20 protein-coding genes are annotated in these 22,328 nt (G+C 61.0%); 12 read left to right on the forward strand and 8 right to left on the reverse strand.

What is annotated here, in order from left to right; all coding sequences use genetic code 11:
- Positions 1-32 precede the first annotated feature (32 nt).
- From RE4_RS04925 to puuE, 3 genes are read left to right on the forward strand one after another with little or no spacing between them, the layout of a single operon-like run.
- A complete protein-coding gene (locus RE4_RS04925; RefSeq protein ID WP_060938100.1) occupies positions 33-1,277 on the forward strand; it encodes a DUF6986 family protein in 1,245 nt (414 codons plus the stop codon).
- Between the two features lie 3 nt (positions 1,278-1,280).
- Complete coding sequence (alc, locus tag RE4_RS04930) at positions 1,281-2,267, forward strand: allantoicase (RefSeq protein ID WP_060938101.1); 987 nt, start codon at positions 1,281-1,283, stop codon at positions 2,265-2,267.
- A 16-nt stretch (positions 2,268-2,283) separates the two neighbouring features.
- The gene (gene puuE / locus RE4_RS04935; protein WP_060938102.1) at positions 2,284-3,213 is read left to right on the forward strand and encodes an allantoinase PuuE; all 930 of its coding nucleotides are present in this window, start codon (positions 2,284-2,286) and stop codon (positions 3,211-3,213) included.
- 7 nt (positions 3,214-3,220) lie between these two features.
- Here puuE and RE4_RS04940 read toward each other — a convergent pair whose 3' ends face one another.
- Together RE4_RS04940 and RE4_RS04945 are read right to left on the reverse strand one after the other, a co-directional pair.
- A complete protein-coding gene (locus tag RE4_RS04940; RefSeq protein WP_029256099.1) occupies positions 3,221-3,973 on the reverse strand; it encodes a class I SAM-dependent methyltransferase in 753 nt (250 codons plus the stop codon).
- Positions 3,974-4,055: 82 nt separating this feature from the next.
- Positions 4,056-5,306 carry an MCE family protein gene (locus tag RE4_RS04945; RefSeq protein ID WP_153211727.1) on the reverse strand — a complete coding sequence of 417 codons (1,251 nt, stop codon included), beginning with the start codon at positions 5,304-5,306 and terminating at the stop codon, positions 4,056-4,058.
- Positions 5,307-5,645: 339 nt separating this feature from the next.
- Here RE4_RS04945 and RE4_RS04950 point away from each other — a divergent pair, with 339 nt between their 5' ends.
- Together RE4_RS04950 and RE4_RS04955 are read left to right on the forward strand one after the other, a co-directional pair.
- The gene (locus RE4_RS04950; RefSeq protein ID WP_060938103.1) at positions 5,646-5,957 is read left to right on the forward strand and encodes an ArsR/SmtB family transcription factor; all 312 of its coding nucleotides are present in this window, start codon (positions 5,646-5,648) and stop codon (positions 5,955-5,957) included.
- A 99-nt stretch (positions 5,958-6,056) separates the two neighbouring features.
- Complete coding sequence (locus tag RE4_RS04955; protein ID WP_060938104.1) at positions 6,057-7,232, forward strand: MFS transporter; 1,176 nt, start codon at positions 6,057-6,059, stop codon at positions 7,230-7,232.
- Here RE4_RS04955 and RE4_RS04960 read toward each other — a convergent pair.
- From RE4_RS04960 to RE4_RS04970, 3 genes are all read right to left on the reverse strand, one after another.
- A complete protein-coding gene (locus tag RE4_RS04960; protein WP_060938105.1) occupies positions 7,199-7,927 on the reverse strand; it encodes an aspartate/glutamate racemase family protein in 729 nt (242 codons plus the stop codon). The two genes, RE4_RS04955 and RE4_RS04960, sit on opposite strands and share 34 nt — an antisense overlap.
- 5 nt (positions 7,928-7,932) lie before the next feature.
- Positions 7,933-9,507, reverse strand: coding sequence for an NCS1 family nucleobase:cation symporter-1 (locus RE4_RS04965; protein ID WP_060938106.1), 1,575 nt, complete (start codon positions 9,505-9,507; stop codon positions 7,933-7,935).
- A gap of 107 nt (positions 9,508-9,614) precedes the next feature.
- A complete protein-coding gene (locus RE4_RS04970) occupies positions 9,615-10,340 on the reverse strand; it encodes a GntR family transcriptional regulator (protein WP_020908886.1) in 726 nt (241 codons plus the stop codon).
- Between the two features lie 196 nt (positions 10,341-10,536).
- On the opposite strand from RE4_RS04970, the gene RE4_RS04975 reads away from it, so the two are divergent.
- Positions 10,537-12,870, forward strand: a complete 2,334-nt coding sequence (locus RE4_RS04975) for an ATP-binding protein (protein ID WP_060938107.1) — start codon at positions 10,537-10,539, stop codon at positions 12,868-12,870.
- 88 nt (positions 12,871-12,958) lie between these two features.
- Positions 12,959-15,319: an ATP-binding protein gene (locus tag RE4_RS04980; protein WP_060938266.1), complete on the forward strand. Its 2,361-nt coding sequence runs from the start codon at positions 12,959-12,961 to the stop codon at positions 15,317-15,319.
- Here RE4_RS04980 and RE4_RS04985 read toward each other — a convergent pair.
- Together RE4_RS04985 and RE4_RS04990 are read right to left on the reverse strand one after the other, a co-directional pair.
- Positions 15,294-15,530: a PhlB family protein gene (locus RE4_RS04985; protein WP_020970572.1), complete on the reverse strand. Its 237-nt coding sequence runs from the start codon at positions 15,528-15,530 to the stop codon at positions 15,294-15,296. The genes RE4_RS04980 and RE4_RS04985 overlap by 26 nt on opposite strands.
- A gap of 190 nt (positions 15,531-15,720) precedes the next feature.
- Positions 15,721-16,260, reverse strand: coding sequence for a C40 family peptidase (locus tag RE4_RS04990; RefSeq protein WP_020970571.1), 540 nt, complete (start codon positions 16,258-16,260; stop codon positions 15,721-15,723).
- A gap of 299 nt (positions 16,261-16,559) precedes the next feature.
- Here RE4_RS04990 and RE4_RS04995 point away from each other — a divergent pair, with 299 nt between their 5' ends.
- On the forward strand, positions 16,560-17,453 hold the full coding sequence (locus RE4_RS04995; protein ID WP_158630222.1) for an alpha/beta fold hydrolase: 894 nt from the start codon (positions 16,560-16,562) through the stop codon (positions 17,451-17,453).
- Here RE4_RS04995 and RE4_RS05000 read toward each other — a convergent pair.
- A complete protein-coding gene (locus tag RE4_RS05000) occupies positions 17,392-18,858 on the reverse strand; it encodes an MFS transporter (RefSeq protein ID WP_238076561.1) in 1,467 nt (488 codons plus the stop codon). The genes RE4_RS04995 and RE4_RS05000 overlap by 62 nt on opposite strands.
- Before the next feature lie 203 nt (positions 18,859-19,061).
- Between RE4_RS05000 and RE4_RS05005 the strand changes: the two genes are divergently transcribed.
- From RE4_RS05005 to RE4_RS05020, 4 genes are all read left to right on the forward strand, one after another.
- Positions 19,062-19,958 (forward strand): LysR family transcriptional regulator, encoded by an 897-nt coding sequence (locus RE4_RS05005; RefSeq protein WP_060938109.1) that lies wholly within the window; start codon positions 19,062-19,064, stop codon positions 19,956-19,958.
- Positions 19,959-19,992: 34 nt separating this feature from the next.
- Positions 19,993-20,298 carry a DUF6412 domain-containing protein gene (locus tag RE4_RS05010; protein WP_029536945.1) on the forward strand — a complete coding sequence of 102 codons (306 nt, stop codon included), beginning with the start codon at positions 19,993-19,995 and terminating at the stop codon, positions 20,296-20,298.
- Between the two features lie 112 nt (positions 20,299-20,410).
- Positions 20,411-21,367 (forward strand): membrane protein insertase YidC, encoded by a 957-nt coding sequence (gene yidC, locus RE4_RS05015; protein WP_019745039.1) that lies wholly within the window; start codon positions 20,411-20,413, stop codon positions 21,365-21,367.
- 51 nt (positions 21,368-21,418) lie between these two features.
- Complete coding sequence (locus RE4_RS05020; RefSeq protein WP_020970568.1) at positions 21,419-22,294, forward strand: oxidoreductase; 876 nt, start codon at positions 21,419-21,421, stop codon at positions 22,292-22,294.
- Positions 22,295-22,328 lie beyond the last annotated feature (34 nt).

The following is a 22,328-nucleotide window of genomic DNA, read 5'->3' on the forward strand; positions in this document are numbered from 1 at the left end:
CGGGCTCGCGGACGTTCTGCGAAGATCGTCCGATGACAGAATCCCGACTCTCCGCCGCCGTCCACGATCGTCTGGACGGACTTCTGGATCCGGTGGACGAGCGGCTCGCGGCGCAGTACCCGGGAAACCGTGACGAGATCCAGCCCGTGCACACGATTTACGTCAGTGCCGCGGATGCAACCGTCGACACCCCTCGTCTCTGGGGTGAGCAGGCGATCGCGCTTCTCGATTCCCATGCGCATGTGTTCGCCGATCTCGACACGGAGAATGCGCTCGCAGATGTGCGAGTTCAACTCGGCCGCAAGCCGGTCCAAGACTTTCGGATCGATTTCGAGGACGGGTACGGACGCCGCAGCGACGAAGAAGAAGACGCAGCAGCGACGTCGGCCGGGCGGACGCTTGCGGCGTTGAGCGCTGATCCTGCCGGGCCGAACTGGGGTGGCATCAGGTTCAAAGGGCTGCCGGCCGGTGAGCGTCGGCGCTCGATCAGGACGCTCGAGCTTGTGCTCGACGCGGCCGGCGGAGTGCCGGACGGATTTGTCTTCACCGTTCCCAAACTGCGCGCGGTGGAGCAGGTCACGGCGACGGTGGTGCTCTGCGAAGAACTGGAGAAGGCGCACGGACTCGAGACCGGGTCGCTTCGGTTCGAGCTGCAGATCGAGAGCCCGCAGGCGGTCATCGCTGCCGACGGAACTGTGGCAGTTGCTCAGGCCATCCATCGCGGTGCCGGCCGTCTGACCGGTTTGCATTACGGCACTTACGATTACAGTGCGGCTTGCGGAATTGCATCGCGTCATCAGTCGCTCGAACATCCGGTGGCAGACCACGCAAAGGCTCTCATGTTGGTTGCTGCCGCGCAGACCGGCGTCTGGGTGTGCGACGGGTCAACTCAGGTCGCGCCCGTCGGGAGCGCCACGGCGATCCGCGACGCGATCACTCGGCACCACCGCCTCGTCACGCGGTCCCTGGAACGCGGTTACTACCAGGGGTGGGACATGCACCCCGGACATCTGGTCACCCGCTGGCTCGCCACGTTCGGCTTCTACCGCAACGCGCTCGGCGCCGCTGCCCCGCGCATCCAGTCGTACCTGGGGCGCCAAGGTGGCGACGTGATGGACGAACCTGCAACTGCCCAGGCGCTGGCAGCGGTGGTACTGCGTGGGCTCGACGCGGGGGCTTATCCAGAATCCGAAGTTCTCCGGCTCGCCCCGAGCGCGGACACCAACGCACTCCACCACCTCGTAGGACGCACCACACCGATCACAGGAGAACACTGACCGATGAGCACCACCGAATTCACCTTGCTGCCCGACCTGGCACTGCGCACCCTCGGCGGAGCCGTCATCTGGGCGAACGACGAGGCATTCGCCGAGCGCGAGGCCCTGATCCGACCAGGTAAAGCCGGATACCAGCCGGCGACGTTCGGACACAAGGGGCAGGTGTACGACGGTTGGGAGACGCGTCGTCGCCGTGTGGCAGGTCATGACGAGGCGATCGTGCGCCTCGGTGTTCCTGGAGTGGTGCGGGGCGTCGTGGTCGACACCGCGTGGTTCAAGGGCAATTACCCGCCCGAGATCTCGGTGGAAGCAATCTCCGTCGACGGGTATCCGGATCCCGTCGACCTGGCCGGATCCGGCGAGTGGACAACCATCGTCGAACGCTCGACCGTGCACGGTGACTCGGAGAATCCGTTCTCGGTGGTTTCGGAGGATCGATGGACGCACGTCAAGCTGACCATTTATCCGGACGGCGGCGTTGCGAGATTCCGTGTTCACGGTGAAGCACGGCCAGACCCGCGTTTCCTCGATGCCGGGCCGTTGGACCTTGCAGCACTCGAAAACGGTGGCCGCGTGACCGATTGCTCCAACATGTTCTACAGCTCACCGCAGAACATTCTGTTCCCCGGACGCGCTGCTTCGATGGGGGACGGGTGGGAGACCGCCAGGCGCCGCGACGACGGAAACGACTGGGTGCAAGTACAACTCGCGGGTGAAGGCGTGTTGAGTTTCGTCGAGATCGACACCTCGTACTTCCTCGGAAACAGTCCAGGTGAGGGCGCTCTGACCGGCCGAACTCCGGAAGGGGAGTGGTTCGAACTGTTGCCGCGTACGACGCTGCGTCCGGACACGCGCCATCGCTTTCCGATCGATTCCGAAGTTCCGGTCACCGATGTTCGTCTGGACATCTTCCCGGACGGTGGCCTGGCGCGGCTGAGAGTATTCGGCGTACTCACCGACGCTGCTCGCGCTGTGATCTCCGGGCGCTGACGGTAAAGTTGTTGCCATGAGCGACTATCCGCGCGACGACTATCCCCGGGACATGGTGGGGTATGGCCCTCATCCGCCGCATCCGCACTGGCCCGGCGACGCGCGGATAGCGGTTCAGTTCGTACTCAACTACGAAGAGGGAGCCGAGAACAACGTCCTCGACGGGGACGCGGCTTCGGAGACTTTTCTGTCGGAAATGACTCCGGCGGAGGCATTTCCGAATCGACACATGAGCATGGAATCGCTGTACGAGTACGGCTCCCGGGCCGGGTTGTGGCGTGTCCTGCAGACCTTCGAGCGGCGAAACCTGCCTCTCACGGTCTTTGCGGTGGCGCGGGCAATGCAGCGTAACCCGGAAGCAGTCAGTGCTTTTCAGGAGTTGGGTCACGAGATCGCGTGTCACGGATTACGTTGGAAGTCTTACCAATCCGTGGACATCGAGCGTGAACGCGCCGACATGGCCGAGGCAGTCCAGATTCTGCAAGATCTGACGGGTTCGGCGCCTCTCGGTTGGTATACCGGACGCGATTCACCGAACACCCGCGAATTGGTGGTCGAGCACGGCGGCTTCGTCTACGACTCCGATTCGTACGCCGACGATCTGCCGTACTGGGTAGACGTTCCGCGTGGCACAGAGTCGGTGAAGCATCTCGTCGTTCCGTACACGCTCGATACCAACGACATGCGTTTCGCCTCTCCAGCAGGATTTCCCAGCGGCGATCAGTTCTTTGCGCACCTACGTGACGCCTTCGACGTGCTGTATGCGGAGGGAACGGCCGGATCACCGAAGATGCTCTCCGTCGGGTTGCACTGCCGCATAGTCGGACGCCCTGCCCGAGCTGCCGCCCTCGAGCGTTTCCTGGACCATGTGCAGTCACACGAAAAGGTCTGGATCACGCGGCGAATCGACATCGCCGAGCACTGGAAGACCATTCACCCCGCGTAATGCGGGGCTATTTGCGCGCCTCGATCAGAAATCGACTCGAGTACGCGACAAAAGATCCGTCTCGACGGATCTGCTGATCGAGTTCCCGGAGCCGGTCCAGATACTGCGCGACGGTGAATCCCGGAACCATCCAGATCACCTTGCGTAAGAAGTAGACAACGGCGCCGATATCGAAGAATTCCATGCGAAGACGCTCGAAACGAAGGTCGACGACGGTGAGCCCGGCCGAAATCGCGTCGGCGCTTTCGTCCTCGTAGTGCCGTCCGCGACGAGCCTGCGGCTGAGGACCGAGGAAGAACTCGACGAGTTCGAACACGCTGGCGTGACCGACATGTTGAGCGAAGTACGTTCCTCCCGGTTCGAGTACCCGAGCGATCTCGGCCCACCACACCGTCGCAGGGTGTCGACTGGTCACCAGATCGAAAGCCGAATCGGCAAACGGTAGCGGTGGCTCGTCCGGATCCGCGACCACCACCACACCTCGGGGACGCAGAAGCGCGGTGGCCTTGGTTACGTTCGGTGGCCAGGATTCGGTTGCCGCCATCACCGGCGGGAGTGTCGGTGCAGCGGCGAGGACTTCGCCGCCGCCGGTCTGGATGTCCAGCGCAGCGCCGGCTCCACCGAGACGTTCACCCATCAACCTCTGATACCCCCACGACGGACGCTGCTCCGTGGCGCGCCCGTCGAGCCACGAGAAGTCCCACCCGTCGACGGAGGCGGATTCGGCTTCGGCGACAAGTTCCTCGAAACTTCGTGACATGCTCTGTGACTCGCCTTCAGGCGTTCCTTGCGACATCACATCATCATCGTCGCGGAGCGTCGACGGTGCCAGTTGTTTACGGCTACTTCGGGGTCGCACCGAGCATCGGTGCGAGTTGAGTGGCAATCGGGTTCAGGTTCAGCTTGTCCGGGTCCACCTTGGGCTTGCTGTCCCACGGTTGCGAGGTGTTCGGGTCGGCGAACGCGATGCGGTTGGCGCTCCGAACTCCCGTTTCGCTGCCCTGAGGTGCCTGGCAGTTGGCGGCAGTGTTCAACGGGAAGTTCTGCGTCGTGTCGTCGAAGTTCGGGTCTTTGCGCTTCATCTCGTCGAGGATCGCCATGGTCCCTTCGTAACCGACGGTGCACGAGAGCGGGTTGTTGGTCTCGAGTACCAAGCCCAGATGTACCGTGCCGTCTCCCGGTGCAACGGTGGGCGCCGCCCCGGCGAGGGCAGGCAGGAAGAGCAGGAAGGGCTGCAGCGAGGGCAGTGTCGGGGCGGCTGCCGCTGCAACGGCGGAGAGGTTGGAGAGGTTGGTCGTGAGCGCGGGGCCGGCTTCGGTGACGAGAGAGCCGACTTGTTCGCTGGCCGGTATGCCGTTGTCGATCACGCGTCGGATGTCGGGGTCGCTGGTGCGCAATTGCGCAGTCAGTGCGTCGAGGTCGGTGCTGAACTGCTTGATCGCCGACGATTGATCGGACTGGGTCGTGAGTACCGTCTGGCTGTCGCGGATCAGTCCGAGGGTCTGGGGAAGGGTGTCGAGGCCCGACTGGGAAATCCCCGACAGCGAGTCGGCAAGGACTTGCAGATCTTCGCCCTTGCCGTTGAATGCCGCGCCGAGTTCCTTCGCGACGGTGTGGAGTGCGTCGACCGGAACGGAGTGCACCAGACCGTTGGCGCTGGTCAAGACGTTCTCGATGGGAATCGGCGTGGTGGTGTCGCCCACGGCGATCACCGAGCCGTCTTCGAGGAACGGGCCCTGGTCGGTATCGGGCTGAAGGTCGACGTACTGTTCACCGATGGCTGAGCGATTGGCCACCACGGCTCGCGCGGATGCGGGAATCTGTGGAGCATTGCTGTCGATCAACAGGTCGACTTCGATTCCGTCGGACGTGAGCGACATGTCGCCGACGCGTCCGACGGGTACACCGCGATAGGTCACTTCGGCGTTGGTGAAGATGCCACCGGACGTCGCCAGTTCGGTTTTGACCGTGTATTGGCCGAATCCCAGAAGATTGTCCAGCCGTACGTATTTCGCTCCGACATAGATCAAACCCAGGAGTGCAACCACGACGAGGGCGACCAGCTGCCACTTGGCGAGCTTCGACATCACCATGTGGGGACGGCCCTGAACTGATGCGGTGTGTTCATGGTTCGACTCCCGAATGACTAGCCGGGTACGGCTGGTGTTGAGCGAATTGTGTTCACCCGCGAGCATTCTCGGGCGAACCGGAAACTTCCGGCAATTCGTTGTTGGCGATAACTATAAACAAGTCGTCACAGATAGAAAGTCGGCGCTGAGATTTCCGCAGGTCGTCGAAACGTAAGTGGCACAGCTCACTTCAAATGCGTCGATGTGACGTACGTAGCTTTGCGTCCGAATCGGGCTTGACTTCGCCAAACATATCCATAAAAGTAGATGCGTTCCGGTTGGCGAGGAGAAGGGGTGCGGTCCATGGATGCTTTGGCGATCTTCAAGGCGCTGTCCAACGCGACTCGTCTGCAGATCTTGGAGTGGCTCGCGCATCCGGCGAAGTATTTCGACGAGGACTCGTACACGCAACAGGATCTCGGGTTTCACATCGGAGTCTGTGTCGGTGACATTCAGGGGCGATCGGGACTTGCCCAGTCGGTGATCTCGGGGTACCTGCAGGGCATGAAAGATGTGGGTCTGCTCGAGTCCGAGCGCATCGGGAAGTGGACGTACTACCGACGAAACGAAACCGTGATCGGCGAGTTCAGGGAATTCGTTCGCGAAAAGCTGTAGCGGTCGGATTGCCCTCGTCGGCCGGTTTTGCTCAATCAAACATATCTATATATCTAGATATCTATCTGTCTTGTGTGGCGTAGTAGTAAGGAGTGTGTCGTGAAGTCGAAATTGTTGATACCGGTTCTGGCGTTGGGTGTATTCGGAATCATCACTACGGAGATGGGCATTATCGGGGTTCTGCCTCAGGTCAGCGAAAAGTTCGGTATCACCGCGTCCACTGCCGGATGGTTGGTCGGTGTGTTTGCGCTCGTCGTGGCGGTGACCGGTCCGTTCACGACGCTGATCACCTCGGGAATCAACAGGAAAACCGTTCTGTTGGTGGCGATTGCAGTCTTTGCGGTCTCCAACATGGTGTACGCGAGCACGTCGAGTTTCGAGGTGATGTTTGCATTTCGGATCATTCCCGCCGTGGTTCACCCGGTCTTCTTCGCGCTCGCACTCGCGAGTGCGGTTCGACTGGTGCCACCGGAGGAAGCAACTGCAGCTGTGACGAAAGTATTTGCAGGTGTCACAGTAGGATTCGCATTCGGTGTTCCGTTGACGTCGTATCTGGCCGAGAACTTCTCGGTGTCCACTGCCTTCGTTTTCGGTGCCGTGGTCAACGTTCTCGCGTTTCTCGGGATTGTCGTACTTCTGCCCTCGGCTCCGGTGACACAACGCCTGTCGTACGGCGCACAGGTCGGGATCCTTCGCCGGCCGCGCGTGTGGTTGACCATCCTTTCCGTCACCTTCGTCTTCGCAGCCATGTTCTCGGTGTACGGATACTTCGCCGAATACCTCGGCGGAGTGACGGGCATGAGCGGATCGTGGATCAGCGCGATGCTCTTGGCTTTCGGTGTCGTGATGATCTTCGGCAACTTCGTCTTCGGGGCGGTGCTCGCCAAGAGTGTGGTGCGCACGGTTGTGGCTTTTCCCTTGCTGTACATCGTCGTCTACGTGATGCTCTATCTGGCAGGCCCGTACTTCGGTGCGATGGTTGTAGCCGTGTTGGTTTGGGGTGTAGTGCATTCCGGTGGACTGGTGGTTTCGCAGAGTTGGATGGGGCGAGACGCAGTCGACGCGCCTGAATTCGGCAACAGCCTTTTCATCTCGTTCTCCAACTTGGGGATCACGCTCGGAACTGCGGTCGGTGGACTGTTTCTCGCGCATTTCGAAACCCGCCAATTAGTCTGGGCCGGAGTATTGTTCGCGGTCCTTGCGCTGGTGACGATCGGTGCTCGACTCTCGCTCGGGCATGTTCACAGCGAGAACGGTGTCAGTGTGCCGGTGTAGATTTTGGGCAGTGGCCGTGAGAACTCGCCGCGCGCACTGGTCGACAGTCCGAGGGTGACCAACGATTGAACCATCGTGACCCCAGCGGCAACGCCGTCGACTACCGGGACACCGAGTTCGTCGGACAAGTCCTGGCACAGGTCCGCCATACCGGCGCAACCCAGCACGAGGACGTCCGAGTCGTCTTGCTCCAATGCGTCGAAACAGGCTTCCAAGATCACCTTTCGCGCGTCGGGATCACGATCGAGTTCCAGAACCGGAATCTCGCAGGAGTGGATACCCCGGCACCGAGCCTGCATGCCGTACCGGTCCACCAGATCGGCTGCGCGGCCGCGGGTTCGACCGAGGGTGGTCACGATGCTGAATCCGCGTCCCAGGAAACTTGCGTAGTTCATTGACGCTTCGGCAACAGCTACGACGGGGCCCTTGGCCAGCTCTCTGGCTGCATCCAGGCCTGGGTCACCGAAGCAAGCAATGACGTAGCCGTCGACTTCGTTCTTTTCTCCGGCGGCGATCTCGGCCAGGATTCCGGGGATGCTGAGAGCTTCGTCGTAGTGGCTTTCGATCGACGCGGGACCCATCGCAGGGCTGACGGCCTCGACGAATGTGCCCGAGCCCGCGACGGCCCGGGCACATTCCTCGATCTTGGCGGTCATCGCCCACGTGGTGTTGGGGTTGATCACCTTGATTCTCATGACGATCAGTCGACCGTCACAGTGTCGGGAGAAGAAGCATTCCGGACAGCCAGGGAAGTGCGCGTGGCGAGTAGGTAGTAGACGGCAAATCCGAGCCCGCAACCGATGAACCAGCTGTACTGCGCTGCGGTGTACATCCCGGTGAGGTCCTTGCCCAGGACCGGGACCATTGCGACGACGGCTCCCACCACGGTGGCGATCACTGCAGCAGGATTGTATCCCTTGCTGTACCAGTAGGTTCCGGTCGGCGACATGCTGAACAGTTCGTCGACGATCACCTTCTGCTTGCGCACGAGGTAGTAGTCGGCAATCAGGATTCCGAACAGCGGACCGATGAAGGCTCCGAGGGTTTCGAGCGTGTAGTGGATGACGTCGGGATTGTTGTAGAGGTTCCACGGGGTGATGAGGATCGAGCCGATCGCCGCGATCATCCCGCCGGCGCGCCAGCTGATCTTCTGCGGGCTCACGTTGGAGAAGTCGAAGGCGGGGGAAATGAAGTTGGCCACGATGTTGATGCCGATCGTGGCGATGGTGAAGGTGAGTGCGCCGAGGACGATGGCGAAGGTGCTGTCGATTCGTGCCACTGTTGCGACGGGATCGGTGATCAGTTCGCCGTACACCGGCAGTGTCAACGACGCCGTGACGACGACCAACACCGAGAATACGAGGAAGTTCAACGGCAAACCGAGGAAGTTGCCCTTCTTGACTGCAGTGAACGACTTCCCGTAGCGGGAGAAGTCACCGAAGTTGAGCATCGGTCCGGAGAAGTACGAGACAACCAGAGCGATCGCACCGAGCATGACCGGCACGGCGTCGAAACCGGAGTACTTGACGTCGCCGAGTGTGAGATCGACAGCGCTCCAGCCTGCCTGGTAGATGAGGTACCCGCACAGCATGAACATCACGACATACACAGCCGGCCCGCAGAAGTCGATGAAGCGGCGGATCGATTCCATGCCTCGCCAGAAGACACAGGCCTGAAGTACCCACAGGAGCATGAAACTTCCCCAGCCCAGTGCGGAGAGTCCGGCGAATCCGTAATCTTCGACGACGGCATACGGTGCGAGTGACGGAAAGAGTTTGATCAGTACGACATCGAGGGCTGCCGAAGCGAGAAAGGTTTGAATCCCGTACCAGGCCACGGCAATCAGGCCACGAATGATTGCCGGGATGTTCGCGCCGAGGACACCGAACACGCTGCGGCAGATCACCGGATACGGTACGCCGGTAACTTGGCTGGGCTTGGCGACGAGATTGCAGAAGAAGTAAACGATCGTGATACCGACCAGCAGGGCGACGAGTACTTGCCAGCTGGCCAATCCCAGTGCGAAAAGACTACCGGCAGTGACATATCCGCCGACGCTGTGTACGTCGGACATCCAGAAGGCGAAGATGTTGTACGACGACCAGGTCTGCTTGCGAAGCGGCGCCAGATCCTCGTTGGTCAAGCGAGGGTCGTAGCCCGGTTTGATCAGTCCGCCGCCGACCGGGTGGCCCGCGGCTTCGACGAGGTCGGCCGAGCCGGTTTCCTTTGGGGGAGTTGGGGCAGTGGTCGTTCGGGACGGAAGAATGTCGGTCATGACAGCTCCTGTGCATCAGTGCAGGAAATCAGCGGACAGTGCACGAGCTCTCAGCGTCAGTGATGAAAACTGTGTTGAGAGAAAGGTATCGACGCTGTGTTGCACAGCTATTGCGCAATCGGTATATCTTTCTCGGCCAGTAGGCCGGTGTCTGTCGGCAGAGTCGCGATCACGGTGTTGAGTCGGCGATGATGGATTTCGGAAGCACTCAGAAGAGCGGCTGCGTCCCGACGCAGGAATGCGTCCAGCATCGCGGTGTGATCGGAGTGCAGAACCTGGCGATCGACGCCGGCAACATGGACCATCGGCTGTACCGGTTCGGTGATGTTCCAGGCAGCTTCGAACATGTGCAGAAGTCGAAGCATTTGCGACGGTCGGGTCAGTGCGAGGTGAAAGTTTCGGCTCTCACAGTGATAGGACTGAGAGTCGTCGTAGCGCAACGCGATCTCCAGACGGGAATTCACCTCGACGGCGTGTTCGTGATCCTCTTCGGTGGCCTGCTCGACGGCGACGGCCAATGCAGCTGATTCGAGAGTTTCGCGGACGATGTACATCTCGCGCAGTTCTGCCGGCGTCAACTGAGCAACGGTGTAGCCGAATTGGTGGCGGTGGTCGACCAACGACTCTCCGACCAGGGTCTTCAGCGATTCCCGCACTGGTATTCGGCTGACCCCGAACACATCAGCCACGTCGCCGAGAGGGATCGGGGTACCCGGAGGCGCCGAACCCGACAGAATCACTCGGCGCAGTTCGTCGAGGATCGTTTGTTGTGGACTGCCGGGAGCGTCGATTACCAGTTGCGTCAGTAGTACCGATCTACGGCGCGGTGGCATGTCGGTCTCCCTTCTCGTCGCTGCCAGGGTAGAAATCCGTTGTTTCGGGCGCGTGACACCGGCATGGCCGTCGTGAATCGCATGCGTGAGGGCCGACATTTCGACTGCGATGACGAAGCAGATGTGAGCGCTGCTCAGGGCGACGAACGCGGGGGTAGCGTTGATTTGTAGTGGTTGGCAGAAAGCGAGTCGGTCGATGGCATCCGTTGTGCGATCAGAAGCCGACCAGCGAGTTGTCGGCAACTTGCCCTTGGAGTTGACGAGTTTTGTCGGCCGACGGCGTGAGTTGGCCGAAGCCAGAAGATTGTTCGAGTCGTCCCGTTTATTGACGCTCACCGGTATCGGAGGTGTCGGCAAGACGCGGCTCGCGATCCGGCTTGCGAGTGCGCTCCAGCGGGTGTTCCGAGACGGCGCGTGGTTGGTGGAGTTGGGCGAGCAGACGGATCCAGAACTCCTCGAGGATTATGTCGCCGTGATTTTGGGGGTGCGGCCGGTGTCCTCGTCGGACCCGCTGCACACTGTGATCGACTACTGCTCCGATCGCAGTCTGCTGTTGGTACTCGACAACTGCGAACATCTGGTCGATGCCGTCGCTCTGTTTGCCGGTGCGATCCTACGGCGGTGTGCCGGTGTCAAGATCTTGGCGACGAGCAGAGAATCGTTGGGAATGGGCGGTGAGGTGACGATGCGCGTTCCCTCGCTCACCACACCGCAGCAACAGCCGCGCGAATTCGAGGGACTTGCCCAGTACGAATCCGTGTCGTTGTTCACCGAGCGTGCGGCTTCAGTCGTCCCCGGTTTCACCCTCACTGAGGAGAACAAGCGCGCCGTTGCTCATATCTGTCACGACCTGGATGGACTCCCGCTTCCGATCGAGTTGGCGGCCGCTCGCCTGCGCGGTATGTCGGCGGAGCAGATCATGGATCGGCTCTCGGATCGTTACCGCCTTTTGACTTCCGGTGGACGCGACGTACCGAGTCGTCAGCAGACTCTCCGCTTGTCGATCGATTGGAGTTACGACTTGTGCTCGCCTCCGGAGCAGCAGCTGTGGGGTCGGCTGACAGTATTTTCCGGCGGGTTCGAGCTGGACGCTGCCGAGGGAGTGTGCGGGCAGGATTCGAGTTCGACGGAAGTGCTCGATCTCGTCACTGCGTTGGTCGAGAAGTCCATCCTCATTCGTGAGGAGATCGACGGCACCGTTCGCTATCACCTGCTCGACCTCCTGCGGGAGTACGGACGAGAGAAGGCCGAGATCTCGAACGACTACGTGGAACTTCAACGGCGCCACCGTGATTGGTTCGAAGCGCTGGTTGTTCGTGCGGAAGCCGAGTGGATCAGTGACCGGCAAGCGGCGTGGATCGCACGGCTGGGTCGTGAACAGCACAACGTCTACGACGCGCTGGAGTTTTCGATTTCCACTACCGGAGAGGCGCGATCTGCGACGCGAATGGTCGCTGCGTTGTACAGATTCTGGCTTTCTGGTGGATTGCTTGTGCAGGCACGGTATTGGACGGATCGAGCTCTGAATACAGAGGATCGGGAGCTCGACCCGTTCCGCGTTGATGTCTTGGCCATCGACGCTGTGAATCACGCGATGCAGGGGGAACTCGAACGGGCACAAGCGCTGGTCGACGAGAGTTGGCACCTGGCGAATGCCTTGGCGGACGTACGCTCACGCGGTCTCGCGGCATGGGGTGACGGATACGTCGATACGTTCAGAGGCAACTTCGATACCGCTACAGCCAAGTTGGAATCCGCGTTGACGCTGTTTCGATTGGACGAAAATCTGCTGCATGTGGTGATCGGCCTGGACACCCTGGGGATCGCGTACTTTCTTTCCGGGGCCCTCGATCGCTCGGTGGAGTGCAACGAAGAGACTCTCGCGATCACCGTGCCCGCCAACGAAGTCATGTTCCAGGCTTTTGCGTTGGGAACCCTCGGGCTCGTGGGCTGGCTCCGAGGTGAATTAGATGACGCACGTGATTATTTGACGCGAAGTCTGAGAATTCTCGATGCCCCGATGAACTCGGCGTGGTGTATCGAACCACTGGCGTGGATTGCTGCAGCGCAACGTGATTGGAAGAATTCCGCGGTTCTGCTCGGCGCGGCAGCCATGTATTGGCAGAAGGTCGGGGGTCGGCTGGCGGGCCTGCCGGGTTTGTCGCCGCATCACGACACTGCGGCAGAGACTGCTCGTAGGGCTATGGGTAAGAGTGCTTTCGACAAGTCGTTTCGCAACGGATTTGTGATGTCCGAGAGTGAAGCTGTCGCGTATGCGCTCGACGAGCGTCGCAGTGTTCCGGGTTCATCGTCAACTGAGGCACCTCACCTGACTCGTCGTGAGCAGCAAGTTGCGGAACTCGTTGCGCGGGGCCTGACCAATCGCGCTATCGCGGAACATCTCGTGATCTCGCTTCGTACGGCTCAGGGTCATGTGGAGCATGTGCTGACCAAATTGGGTTTCACCTCCAGAGCGCAGATCGCGGCGTGGTTCGTGTCGACCGAGCAGGAGACCGACTCCCGAGGCTGAGATCGCGGGCAGTGGTGAGCGCTTCTCGGGTGCAGTTCGCGGGGGTAGCGTTGGTTTTGGAGTGGAATCGCAGAAAGCGAGTCGGTCGATGGCATCCGCTGTGCGTGCAGAAGCCGATCATCGGGTTGTCGGTAACTTGCCGTTGGAGTTGACGAGTTTTGTCGGTCGGCGGCGTGAGTTGGCCGATGCCAGAAGATTGTTCGAGTCGTCCCGTTTGTTGACGCTGACCGGCGTCGGGGGCGTGGGCAAGACACGTCTCGCGATTCGGCTTGCGGGTGCGCTGCAGCGGGTGTTCAGCGACGGTACCTGGTTGGTGGAGTTGGGGGAGTTGTCGGATCCGGATCTGCTCGCGGATTATGTCGCCGTGACTTTGGGGGTGCGGCCGGTTTCGTCGTCTGATCCGCTGCGCGCTTTGATCGAATTTTGCGCCGATCGGAGTCTGCTGTTGGTGTTCGACAACTGTGAACACCTGGTGGATTCGGTTGCCAGGCTTGCCGGGGCGATCTTGCGTCGGTGTGCTGGTGTGAAGATTCTGGCGACGTCGCGAGAGTCTCTGGGTGTGGGCGGTGAGGTGGTGATGCGGGTTCCTTCTCTCACTACGCCGGAACTGCGGGGGCCGCGCGCTTTCGATGGGCTGGCTCGGTACGAGTCTGTTTTGTTGTTCGCAGAAAGAGCTGCGACTGTGGTGCCGGGTTTCGTGTTGACCGAAGGGAACCGGAATGCCGTTGCCCGTATCTGCCACGATCTGGACGGATTGCCGTTGCCGATCGAGTTGGCTGCTGCTCGGCTGCGATCTATGTCGGCGGAGCAGATCATGTATCGGCTTTCTGATCGTTACAGCCTTTTGACTTCCGGTGGGCGTGATGTTCCCAGTCGTCAGCAGACCCTGCGATTGTCGATCGATTGGAGTTACGACTTGTGCTCACCGCGTGAACAACGGTTGTGGGCGAGGCTGTCGGTGTTCTCGGGTGGGTTCGATCTCGATGCTGCCGAGGGTGTTTGCGGGCAGGATTCGAGTTCGACGGAAGTGCTCGATCTCGTCACTGCGCTGGTCGAGAAGTCCATCCTCATTCGTGAGGAGATCGACGGCTCAGTCAGATACCACCTTCTCGATCTACTCCGGGAGTACGGACGAGAGAAGGCCGAGTTCTCGAACGACTACGTGGAACTTCGACGGCGCCACCGTGATTGGTTCGAAGCGCTGGTCGTTCGTGCGGAAGCCGAGTGGATCAGCGACCAGCAAGCTGCGTGGATCGCAAGGCTGGGTCGTGAACTGCACAACGTCTACGACGCGCTGGAGTTTTCGATCTCGACGCCGGGTCAGACGCGATCAGCGACGCGAATGGTCGCGGCGCTGTACCGATTCTGGGTTCTCGGCGGTCGGATCGCTTCGGCGCGGCACTGGGCGGATCGAACCCTGAGAGCTTCCGATGGGGAGCCGGACACTTATCGCGTGGAAATTCTGTGTATCGACGCCGTAGCGCATGGGATACAGGGTGACCTCGTCCGGGCGCGCGGACAGGTAGAGGAGAGTTGGCGCCTTGCCGAGGTCGTGGGAGATGTACGCTCTCGAGGCTTGGCTGGATGGGCGGACGGATATGTCGACACGTTCAACGGCGAATTCGACACTGCCGCCAGGAAGTTGGAGGCTGCCGTATCGCTTTTCCAATCAGCTGAGAATCTGGAGCACAAAGTGGCCGGCTTGATTACCCTCGGGCTCGCTTGCATCTTTACCGGCGCGCTGGAGCGATCGGTGGAGTGTTTCGACGAGTCCCTTGCCATCACCGGACCGCCGCACGAAGTGATGTATCAGGCGTCGGCGCTTAGCAATCTAGGGCTTGTGGACTGGTTTCGAGGTGACCTCGAGCGCGCACGTGACCATTTGGCGCGAAGTCTGCGGGCCACGGCCGCTTCAATGAACTCGGCGTGGTGTATCGAACAGTTGGCGTGGATTGCTGCAGCGCAACGTGATTGGAAGCAATCGGCGGTTCTACTCGGCGCTGCGGCGATGTACTGGCAGAAGGTCGGGAGTCGGCTCGCGGGGCTTCCGATCTTGTCACCCCACCATGACAAGGCGGCAAACGATGCTCAAAAGGCATTGGGTAAGGGTGCTTTCGACAAGCAGTTTCACCGGGGAATTGTGATGACCGAGGGTGAAGCTGTCGCGTACGCGCTCGACGAGCATCACAGAGTCCCGGACACATCGTCGACCGAGGCGATTCGACTTACTCGTCGTGAACTGCAGGTTGCGGAACTGGTTGCGCAGGGCCTGACCAATCGCGCTGTCGCAGAGCATCTCGTCATTTCGCCGCGGACAGCACAGGGGCACGTGGAGCACGTGCTGACGAAATTGGGTTTCACCTCCAGAGCGCAGATCGCGGCGTGGGTGGTATCGACTGCGCAGGAGCGTGACTCGCGCGAGGTCAATGGTTCAGCAGATCGGAGCTGAAGTCCGATTGCAGTTCTCCCCGATCGTCGCCGCACAGGCAGAACACCGGGTACCGCTTACCTAGTTCTCGCCGTTGAAACAATACTCGCAGCGGTCCGGACGCATCCGCGCGCGGGGATTCCGTGAGCAACGTGTACAGCCACGGCCCCTCGTCCAATTCGACGATGGCGAGAACGGTCGTGGGGTCGCCGTGAACCGTTCGCCAGGACACGACAGTGCCGTCTCCGCAACACCGCGTTACGTCCAACCGCGCTCCGCGACACCTGGTGCAGACCGCGCTCGCGGGGGAGAGGATGGCATCACATTCCGCGCATTGGGGGAGTGTCAAGCATTCGGATCGTGATGAACGGCCCGAATATCGTTGCGATACAAGACTTTTTGTCAAGTTGACGTGATACATGTCAGTAGCGCCGGGCGAGATAGTATGGCATCGAGTCCACGGGTGCGCGTTTGACCGACTCCCCGGACGTCGGGGCGTGAAGGACCTCACCGCCTCCGGCATAGATCCCCACATGTTCCCCGCCGTAGTACAGGACTACGTCACCTGGCTGGAGATCGTCCCGGGAAATCGGAGCTCCGCCGACCGCCTGGTCGTAGGTAGTTCGCGGAATTGAAACGCCCGCTTGTGCATAGGCCCATTGAACGAGGCCGGAGCAGTCGAACGAGTCCGGTCCGGTCGCGCCCCAGACGTACGGTGCGCCGATCTTGGACTCTGCGGCTGCCAATGCGCGGCCTCCATCCGAGGAATCGAAAGCTGACACTTTCGCCGGATTCGTGACGACGGAAACTCCGGCGGTGTTCCAGTCCGGAAGCAAGGGGGCCTGAGCGTTCGCGGTGTCGATACTGACGGCAAGGGTTGTCAGTGAAAGAGCGCCGATGACAAGCGCCCTTCCGAGTGCGTTCTTCGTCGTGCTGGGGCTGGTGAATCGGTGGTGCGACATTTCTCGTGTTGCCTTCGCGTCGGTGCGTCCCGAAGCAGGTATCCGGCTGGGCGTGATCGGGCTTCGGCTTGTGACACACAGCCTGGTTTCGCCTCGACGTGTTCGCGCCGGTCAGTTGGACGGGATGCATACCTGTTTTCGAGTGGCGTGTCGGCAATCGTGACGTCTCGCGAAGTGGCAGAAGAAAGAAGTAGGTACCGATGCAGGTACTACGGTCGTCGCCGCGCCGGTGCGTGCGCGGCAACATCGAGTTCGATACTTCACCCGGAGAAAAACCTCACCTGAACTGGGATTTGATCATGATTGTCTCCGCAAGTCGAACCGATGCATTCATCGAGTGGCGCACCGCCGTGGTCGATTCTCGACCTGTCGACTTCGGCGTCGGTGGGCACGGCGAGACAGTGCTGTTTCTGCACGGTTGGGGGTTGTCCCCTCGCGCCTATGGATCTGCGCTTGCTGCCGTCGTTCACCGGGGATCCAGGGTGATTGCGCCTGCGCTTCCGAGACTTGGCGGTACGGCTGAACTAGACCGAGCCAATCGCAACTTCGAAGGTTATGCGGCGTGGGTGACGCGGTTTCTCGACGCGGCCGGAGTTACCGGTCCGGTGACCGTCGTCGGGCATTCGTTCGGCGGCGGTGTAGCGACAGCAGTGGCGCGGGACTTCCCCACGCGAGTCTCGCGCTTGGTTCTGGTGAACTCGGTTGGTGGTGGCGTGTGGTCGAGTGCTGGTGGTCAGAAGCGCCCGATTCGCGAACGTCCGTGGTGGAACTGGTGTGTGTCGGCGATGGTCGAGGCTGTCGAGTCGGTACACGCTCGCAGAATCCCGCAGGTTCGACTCGACGAGTTCGCGTTCAACGCGCTTCGCAACGCCCGTGGAGTGTGGCAAACGGGCAACCTCGCGCGGACTGCGGATCTCATCGATGCACTCGAAGAGATCGCAGTCCGCGCGATGCCTGTTGTCGTGTTGTGGGGAGCTGATGATCATGTGATTCCGCGAACGAGTTTTCATGCTGTCTGCGCCGCCTTGGGTGATCCCGAGGTTCGCGAGGTTCCTGGCAATCACAATTGGCTTATCGACGATGCGGAATTGTTCGGCCAGGTGCTGACGGAATCACTGGCCGGACGAGCTGTCAGTGCACCTGTTCTGTCTCCTTCGTTCGCGTTCTGTTCGACCACGCGGATTGCGCAGTGACCAGGCAGCCGGCGATCAGGGTGATGACCGCGATGACGCGCACGGCGCTGTCCGCGCCGGTGGTGAAGGCACTCAGGACGGCGTCGTGAGCGAGGGGAGTGTCGGCCATCTCGAGTCCGTCTGCGACCGTGCGTGGCGCGGCGCCGTCTCCGTCGCGCATCGCGTCGGGCAATGCGCTGATGAAACGGCTGGTCAAGATGGTGCCGATGACGGCGACGCCCAAGGCGCTGCCGAATTCTCGTGCCGTCGCCTGCAGTCCTGAACCGACGCCTGCCTGTTCGAGGGGCAGCGAGTCCGCGATGTCGTGAGTCAATACGGGGAGCGCGGCTGCCGCGCCGATGCCGATGACGACGAGCCACAACGCGTAGGCGAAATAGGGAGTGTGGGCTGTGCTGGTCGACAGCCCGAACATGCCGACCCCGATGAACGCGAACGCTGCCGCCACGGTGATGGTGGAACCCAGACGAGCCGAGATCAGCGGCACGAAGCGAGCACCGAACAGCAGTGGAATGGTCAGCGGTATCACCGCCAGGCCGGTGGTGAGAACGCTGAATCCCTTGGCGTACTGCAGAAATGATGCGTTGACGTAGAACAGTGCGAACAGACCGAAGAACGCGACGGTCATTCCCAGGCATCCCGCGCGCAGCAGAGGAAGGCGGAACAACCGCGGATCCAGCAAGGGTTGCTCGACGCGGAGCTCGACGATGATCCATGCCGCATAAAGCGCCGCCGACGCGACGAATGCTGAGATCACCGTGATGCTGCCCCAACCACTTTCGGGTCCTTCGATGACGCCGACCAGCAACCCGAACGTCGCCGCCGTCAGCAAGACGGTTCCGACGGGGTCGAGACCGCGGTGATTTCGAGGGGTGCGAGGAGCAAGGTTGGCGACTGCGGCAGCACCTGCCACCGCGATGGGTACGACGGCGACGAACAACCAGCGCCAGGACCCGGTCTGCAGAAGCGCGCCACCACCGACATTCCCTGCCACGCCGCCGAATCCGGTCGACGATGCCCAAATGGCAATTGCGCGAGGACGCTTCTGTGGGGGAGTCGCGTGCATGAGGATTGCGAGGCTGTTCGACAGAACACAGGCGGCTCCGACTCCGGTGACGCAGCGGCCGATCAGCATCACCGCCACTGTGGGGGAACTCGCGGACACGGCGGCGCCTGCTGCGAAGAGGATCAACCCGATGGTCAGCACCCCTTTGCGTCCGAAGCGATCACCGAGTGCCCCGCAGGGGATCACCAGACAGGCGAAGACCGTGACGTAGGAATCGACGATCCATAGAAGCTGCGTCGAGGAAGGATGCAGAGACCCGGACGTCAGGAGCGGAACTGCCAGGTTGATGGCCGCGACGAACGCAATAACGAGGACGGTGACCGCGCACAACGTTGCGAGCACCAATCCTTGTCGCGCGTCCGAGTTCGCCCGACCCTCCGTCGGTATCGAAGTATTTGTGGACAAGACGCACCTCTTTGCGGAAATTTGTTCTATTGCGGGAGTTGTTGATCGACAGCCAATTCGGCTACTGAAACGACAGTAGGGATCTCGGTAACGTGCGTCTACTGCAAAGATTGCAGTAGATAGTTGCGTATGGTGCAACTATGGCGATGGATATGGACCTCAATCTTTTGAGAGTGTTCGACGCTCTGGTAGCGGAGGGCAGTGTCACCGGCGCGGCCGAGCGATTGAACTTGTCGATACCGGCAACCAGTAGGGCTTTGGGGCGTCTCCGGAGTGCGATGGATGACCCGATCTTTGTTCGTGCCGGGCGTGGGTTGGTACCGACGCCGTTTGCGTTGCGTGCAGCACCTCAGGTCCGATCGCTCCTGGAAGGGGCGCAAGGCCTGTTGATCGACCGCAAGAACTTCGAACCAGCAGAACTCGAGCGGACTTTCGTGATCCGAATCAACGAGGGCACGGCGGCCAGCCTCACCCCGGCTCTGGTCCGGCGTTTCGCGGCGGAAGCGCCGAACGCTGTAATCCGTTGTGTCGGAGAGGGAAACGAGGACGTCGACTCGCTGCGGAACGGTTCGATCGATCTCGATATCGGCGCTGATCCGTTGCCGTCCTCTGATGTGTGCAGTGAGATTCTCTACCGAGAGGGTCATGTGGGCTTGGTATCGAAGTCGTCGCCGTTGGCCCGCACGGCTCAGCCGACACTCGCGCAGTTGTGTGAGCATCCACATGTCTCGACATCCAGACGTGGCCGGACACACGGACCGATCGACGACGCGTTGTCCGCAGTCGGAATGCGCCGGCGGGTGATCGCGGTGGTTGCCTCGCCCGTTGCGGCGGCGCTCATGGCGGCCGACAGCGATCTCGTTGCACTGGTGCCGGAAAGGCTTGCCCGATACTTTGCCGCTCGCCTCGATGTCGCTTGGTTTGCGGTGCCGACCGAACTACCGGCCGTCACCATCCACCAACAGTGGCACGGTCGGCTGGACCACGATCCAGCACACAAATGGCTGCGCGAACAAGTACGTGAGGCAAGCGTCTAGCTGGAATCGGCAGATGTTCTGTACTCTCGCAGTCATGCAACAGCGGAGCACGGGAACGGTGACACGGTCACTGTTGCTGATTCTGCTGCCGTTCATCGCTCTTCTCGCCGTGCCTCCGCTTGGATCGTCGGGTAGCGCCGCGGTGCTGGGAACTGCGATTGCCGTCTTCGTGGTCGCAGCCCTCGCAACGTCGCCGAAGTACGAACTTCTGCAGCTGTGCACGGTTTCGGCCACTGGCCCCTCTGATGACGAACGCTGCCTGCGTGGCGCTTTCCGCAGGCAGAGCAGCCCGGACGCGCCCGGCCGTCCACAGCCTCGAGCTCCGGGAATCGGTTTGTAGGTCGGCCGTCGGCGGGAGTGAACTCGTCGTAGGTCGGTCAGACGTCTTGCGTCCACGACCATTCCCGCGCTCTCATCTCTCTGAGCGTGCCTCTCGGTGAGGTTCATTCGTCATGCTCGATTTTGTCTACTACCCCGTGTCCGGAATCCTCTGGTTCTGGCACAAGGTCTTTTCACTGATCTCCGGATCACCCGACAACGGCGTCGTATGGGCGTTGTCGGTCGTATTTCTGGTCTTCACGCTCAAGGCTTTGCTGTTCAAACCCTTCGTCAAGCAGGTCCGCACCCAACTGGTGATGCAGAAGCTGCAACCTCAGATCAAGGCGTTGCAGAAGAAGTATTCGGGTGACCGGCAGAAACTCACTGTCGAGATGGCCAAGCTGCAGAAGGAACACAACTACAGTCCGTTGCTCGGCTGTCTGCCGATGCTCGTTCAGGCACCGGTGTTCATCGGCCTTTATCACGTCCTGCGATCGTTCAATCGGACTGGAGCGGCATCGCACGTCCCGTTTCTGAGCCCGACCGAACCGATGTCGGTGGCGGACAACGCGAATACGGCCAACTACTTCTTCAGTGCCTCGGACGTGCAGTCGTTTCTCGACGCCAAACTGTTCGGCGCGCCGTTGTCCGCCATGATTTCGAGTCCGGCAGCGCAACTGGAAGCGTTCGGCGACGTCAGCCGTATCTCCATCATTCTGGTTGCCGTACCGCTGATGATCTTCGCCGCCGTCGCTACACATTTCACGTCGCGGGCGTCCATCGCGCGCCAAGTGGTCACCGGAACCGTCAACCCTCAAACAGCGATCATGAACAAGCTCGCATTGTGGGTGTTTCCGGTGGGTGTGATCGCTTTCGGTGCTTTCGCGCCCGTGGCGATCCTGCTGTATTTCGTGAGTAACAACTGCTGGACGCTGGGACAACAGCATTTGGTCTACGGCCGGATCGCGGCGGAGCAGAAGGAAGCTGAATCGTCGCCGACACCCGGAGTGACTGCGCCCCCGTCGCCCAGGGTGGCTGCAGCACCGCCGCTGCCGGGTGCAAAGCCGATCCGCGCCAAACGCAAGCGATGACAGAAAAGCGACCCCTCCCTACCGGCGGGTAAGGCACGTACGCTGGAATGCATGACCAAATGGACCGCAGAAGACGTAGTCGATCAGACCGGCCGCACATTTGTCGTCACGGGGGCGAACAGCGGACTGGGTGAGGTAGTCGCACGGGCGCTTGGCAAAGCCGGGGCCGACGTCGTCCTCGCCTGTCGTGACACCACGAAGGCCGATGCCGTGGCCGCCGAGATCGGACCCAACGCGGTTGTCCGCAAATTGGACCTCTCGGATCTGTCGTCGGTACGAGCCTTTGCCGACGCAACGGAGAAGGTCGACGTCCTGGTGAACAACGCCGGCGTGATGGCGGTTCCGTTTCGCCGGACTGTCGATGGATTCGAAATGCAGATCGGCACAAACCATCTCGGGCACTTCGCGTTGACCGGATTGCTGAAGGACAAGCTCACCGACCGTGTCGTGACGATGTCCAGTGCCCTGCATCAGCTCGGAACTGTCGATCTGGACGATCTCAATTTCGAGCGTCGGAAGTACAACCGCTGGTTGGCCTACGGGCAGTCCAAGCTTGCCAATTTGTTGTTCACGTACGAACTTCAACGCAGGCTTGCGGCCTCGGGATCTTCGCTCAAAGCGCTTGCTTCGCATCCGGGATACGCGTCGACGAACCTGCAGGGTCACACCGAGTCGATCCAGGACAAGCTGATGGGAATCGGCAATTCGATCTTCGCGCAGTCCGCGGAGATGGGTGCCCTTCCCGAACTGTGGGCGGCAACCGCGCCGGATGCCTTCGGCGGCAGTTACATCGGACCGGACGGTCCGTTCGAGCAGCGAGGTTATCCGAAGGTCGTGGGGTCGAACAAGAAGTCACACGATTCGAAGACAGCCTCGGGTTTATGGACACTGTCGGAGAAGTTGACCGGAGTCTCGTTCGGGATCTGATTCAGATATGAAGGTGGCCGCGAACTTCGAGAAG

Origin of the sequence: Rhodococcus erythropolis NBRC 15567 (assembly GCF_001552595.1) — a bacterium.
GTDB lineage: Bacteria > Actinomycetota > Actinomycetes > Mycobacteriales > Mycobacteriaceae > Rhodococcus_F > Rhodococcus_F erythropolis.

Bases quoted from the DNA above. Each gene is read 5' to 3' on its own strand.
- RE4_RS05020 (WP_020970568.1), top strand. From the start codon at position 21,419: ATGACCAAATGGACCGCAGAAGACGTAGTCGATCAGACCGGCCGCACA.
- RE4_RS04995 (WP_158630222.1), top strand. From the start codon at position 16,560: ATGATTGTCTCCGCAAGTCGAACCGATGCATTCATCGAGTGGCGCACC.
- RE4_RS04975 (WP_060938107.1), top strand. From the start codon at position 10,537: ATGGCATCCGTTGTGCGATCAGAAGCCGACCAGCGAGTTGTCGGCAAC.
- RE4_RS04980 (WP_060938266.1), top strand. From the start codon at position 12,959: ATGGCATCCGCTGTGCGTGCAGAAGCCGATCATCGGGTTGTCGGTAAC.
- RE4_RS04945 (WP_153211727.1), bottom strand. From the start codon at position 5,306: ATGGTGATGTCGAAGCTCGCCAAGTGGCAGCTGGTCGCCCTCGTCGTG.
- RE4_RS05005 (WP_060938109.1), top strand. From the start codon at position 19,062: ATGGCGATGGATATGGACCTCAATCTTTTGAGAGTGTTCGACGCTCTG.
- RE4_RS04940 (WP_029256099.1), bottom strand. From the start codon at position 3,973: ATGTCACGAAGTTTCGAGGAACTTGTCGCCGAAGCCGAATCCGCCTCC.
- RE4_RS05010 (WP_029536945.1), top strand. From the start codon at position 19,993: ATGCAACAGCGGAGCACGGGAACGGTGACACGGTCACTGTTGCTGATT.
- RE4_RS04925 (WP_060938100.1), top strand. From the start codon at position 33: ATGACAGAATCCCGACTCTCCGCCGCCGTCCACGATCGTCTGGACGGA.
- yidC (WP_019745039.1), top strand. From the start codon at position 20,411: ATGCTCGATTTTGTCTACTACCCCGTGTCCGGAATCCTCTGGTTCTGG.
- RE4_RS04965 (WP_060938106.1), bottom strand. From the start codon at position 9,507: ATGACCGACATTCTTCCGTCCCGAACGACCACTGCCCCAACTCCCCCA.
- RE4_RS04990 (WP_020970571.1), bottom strand. From the start codon at position 16,260: ATGTCGCACCACCGATTCACCAGCCCCAGCACGACGAAGAACGCACTC.
- alc (WP_060938101.1), top strand. From the start codon at position 1,281: ATGAGCACCACCGAATTCACCTTGCTGCCCGACCTGGCACTGCGCACC.
- RE4_RS04970 (WP_020908886.1), bottom strand. From the start codon at position 10,340: ATGCCACCGCGCCGTAGATCGGTACTACTGACGCAACTGGTAATCGAC.
- RE4_RS04950 (WP_060938103.1), top strand. From the start codon at position 5,646: ATGGATGCTTTGGCGATCTTCAAGGCGCTGTCCAACGCGACTCGTCTG.
- puuE (WP_060938102.1), top strand. From the start codon at position 2,284: ATGAGCGACTATCCGCGCGACGACTATCCCCGGGACATGGTGGGGTAT.
- RE4_RS04960 (WP_060938105.1), bottom strand. From the start codon at position 7,927: ATGAGAATCAAGGTGATCAACCCCAACACCACGTGGGCGATGACCGCC.